The sequence below is a fragment of the Terrabacter sp. P5_B1 genome, assembly GCF_056400505.1.
The window spans coordinates 1-2,980 of the sequence record NZ_JBFULD010000428.1 but is presented as its reverse complement, the minus strand read 5'-3'; the positions used below and the strand labels follow the sequence as shown (position 1 = coordinate 2,980).

At 71.4% G+C, this 2,980-nt stretch carries 4 protein-coding genes and 1 pseudogene; all 5 read left to right on the top strand.

All coding sequences use genetic code 11. The features are described from left to right. Positions 1 to 132 (top strand): 50S ribosomal protein L35 (locus tag AC1DP0_RS20375; RefSeq protein ID WP_478088117.1); only part of this gene is annotated, 132 nt, incomplete at its 5' end. Between the two features lie 96 nt (positions 133 to 228). Further along, on the top strand, positions 229 to 621 hold the full coding sequence (gene rplT, locus AC1DP0_RS20370) for a 50S ribosomal protein L20 (protein ID WP_345508599.1): 393 nt from the start codon (positions 229 to 231) through the stop codon (positions 619 to 621). A 47-nt stretch (positions 622 to 668) separates the two neighbouring features. Further along, positions 669 to 1,472: a TrmH family RNA methyltransferase gene (locus AC1DP0_RS20365; protein ID WP_478088115.1), complete on the top strand. Its 804-nt coding sequence runs from the start codon at positions 669 to 671 to the stop codon at positions 1,470 to 1,472. Positions 1,473 to 1,508: 36 nt separating this feature from the next. Continuing rightward, positions 1,509 to 2,633, top strand: coding sequence for a sensor histidine kinase (locus AC1DP0_RS20360; protein WP_478088113.1), 1,125 nt, complete (start codon positions 1,509 to 1,511; stop codon positions 2,631 to 2,633). A gap of 133 nt (positions 2,634 to 2,766) precedes the next feature. After that, positions 2,767 to 2,980: pseudogene (locus tag AC1DP0_RS20355) on the top strand (phenylalanine--tRNA ligase subunit alpha); the annotation flags it as partial.

The window sequence follows — 2,980 nt, the reverse complement described above, 5'->3', positions numbered from 1 at the left end:
GTCATGCGCGAGCAGGCCGGCGGTCGCCACCTGCTCGAGCACAAGTCGAGCAAGAAGATGCGTTCCATCGCGAACGACGTCGAGCTCGCCAAGCCGGATGCCAAGAAGGCCAAGAAGCTCCTCGGCAAGTGAGCCGGGACCCCCACCCATCAGCACTTCGCTGAGCAGCCGGGACCCCGGTAGGCCAGCAGCAGCAAGCACTGCGTCAAGCAGAGAAGGAGTATTCACGTGGCACGCGTGAAGCGGGCGGTCAACGCCCAGAAGAAGCGTCGCGTCGTTCTCGAGCGCGCCAGCGGTTACCGCGGTCAGCGTTCGCGTCTGTACCGCAAGGCCAAGGAGCAGGTCACCCACTCGCTGGGCTACGCCTACCGTGACCGTCGCGCCAAGAAGGGCGACTTCCGTCGCCTCTGGATCCAGCGCATCAACGCTGCGGCACGCGCCAACGGCATGACCTACAACCGGTTCATGCAGGGCCTCAAGGCCGCTGGCGTCGAGGTCGACCGCAAGATCCTCGCGGACCTCGCCGTCAACGACGCGCCGGCCTTCGCCACGCTCGTCGAGCTCTCCCGCGCCAACGTCCCCGCGCAGGCGGCGGCGAAGGTCGCGGGCGACGCCGCCTGAGCGACGTCCGCCCTCAAGACGACACCTCGAGCGCCGGGACGACGCCCGTGCTGACCAACCCCCGATCCGATCGGGTCAAGGCAGTGCGGTCGCTGTCCCGGCGCTCGGTGCGTGCGCGCACCGGTGAGTTCCTCGCGGAAGGGCCCCAGGCCGTCCGTGAGGCGGTCGCCTTCCGGCCCGACCTCGTCCGCGACGTCTACGTCACCGCCGAGGCTGCCGAGCGTCACGCGGCGATCGTCACGGCCGCCCGCGAGGCCGACGTCTGGGTGCGCGAGGTGACGCCCGAGGTGCTGGCCGCCATGAGCGACACCGAGGCGCCGCAGGGCGTCGCGGCCGTGTGCCGGATGCTCGACCTCCCGCTGCCCGACGYCCTCGCGGACCTACCGACCGACGCGCTCGTGTGCGTCCTGACGAACGTCCGCGACCCGGGTAACGCCGGCACGGTCATCCGGGGCGCCGACGCGGCGGGCGCCGACGCGGTCATCGTCAGCGACGCGAGCGTCGACGTCTACAACAGCAAGGTCGTCCGCTCGACGGTCGGGTCGCTGTGGCACGTGCCGCTCGCGGTCGGCTCCAGCGTGCCGGAGATCCTCCAGGCACTGCGTGAGCGAGGGGTGCGGCTGCTGGCGGCCGACGGCGCCGGCACCACGCTGCTGCCTGACGCCGACCTCACCGGGGCGCACGCCTGGGTGATGGGCAACGAGGCCTGGGGTCTCCCACTGGAGGTTCGTGCCGCCTGCGACGACGTGGTCCGGGTCCCCATCCACGGTCACGCCGAGTCCCTCAACCTCGCCATGGCGGCGACGATCTGTCTCTACGCCTCGGCGGAGGCCCACCGCACGGGCCGCTGACAGCGCTCGACGGGCTCCGGTGGCTATCCTCCGTCCATGACCTCTGTCGACGGAACCGGTGCACGATGGCCCGGTTCGGCGTCGGCGACCGACCCCGTCGCCCTCCTGGGCGAGCTGCCCGACGGTCTCGTCGTGGTCGGGCGTGACCGCCGGATCGACTTCGCGAACGCGGAGGCCCTGCGCATCCTCGACTGCGACGCGTCCGACGTCGTGGGCCTGGGCCTGTACGAAGGGCTCCCGCTCACCGACAAGTACGGTCGCGACTGGTGGGCGCACACCGACCCGTGGAACGGTCTCGCGAGCCGCCCCGGTCACCGCGAGAAGCTCCTGGTGGCGCCCAAGGGGCATGACGTCCTCGTCACCGCCCGCTACGTCCGGTCCGACGGTGCCCACACCGTCGAGCGGGTCGTCCTCGGTCTGCGTGATGCCGAGGCCCGACAGCGCGCCGAGCGCGACCAGGCCTCGGTGCTCTCGACGGTGGCGCACGAGCTGCGGGCCCCGCTGACATCGGTCACCGGTTTCACGAGCAGCCTGCTCCGGCGCTGGGACCGCTTCAGCGACGAGCAGAAGCGCCTCATGATCGAGACGATCGAGTCCGACGCGACCCGCCTGACGCGCTTGATCACCGAGCTGCTCGACATCTCGCGGCTCGACTCGGACAGCCTCAACCTCCGGCTCGGGCCGGTCGACCTCCAGGCCCTGCTCACGACGCACGTCGTCCGCTACGAGCTGGGCCGCTCCACCGGCACCGTCGAGCTGCGCCTGGGGGAGCGGGCCCGAGAGCAGGGCCTGCCGCAGATGTGGGCCGACACCGACCGGCTCGAGCAGATCTTCTTCAACCTCATCGAGAACGGCCTGCTGCACGGCGCCGGCAAGGTCACGGTGACGCTCGACCGCGGTGGCGCGCTCGGTGACTCTCCCGAGTCGGTCGTCGTGGAGGTCGACGACGAGGGGGACGGCATACCCCCGTCCGACCGCGAGAAGATCTTCGGCCGCTTCTGGCACGGACCCTCCAACGCGAGCACCGGTCTGGGCCTCTACGTCGTCCGGGGCCTCGTCGAGGCCCACCGCGGCTCGGTGCTCGTCACCGACGGCGATCGGGGCGGGGCGCGCTTCGTCGTGACCCTGCCGGCCGGTCTGCCGTCCGTCGTCGACGGCTGACCTGCGCCCCCGGGACGCTCGACGGCTGACCTGCGCCCCCGGGACGCTCGACGGACCGATTCGCAGCCGCCCCTAGACTGGGCAACCGCACGACAGCCACGCAGAACCGAGCGAGAGCAGCGAACGCACGCCGATGTCCGGACCCAACACGAACTACGACCCGGTCGAGGTCTCCGCGCTCGACCCGGCGAACGTCGACGCAGCGGTGCAGGAGGCGCTCACGGCGATCGCCGCAGCCGCGTCCCTCGACGACCTCAAGGCCGTGCGCATCGCGCACCAGGGGGAGAAGAGCCCGCTCGCCCTGGCCAACCGCGAGATCGGTGCCCTGCCGCCGAGCGCCAAGGCCG

Coding starts and splice junctions, on each gene's coding strand:
- AC1DP0_RS20360 (WP_478088113.1), top strand. CDS start 1,509: ATGACCTCTGTCGACGGAACCGGTGCACGATGGCCCGGTTCGGCGTCG.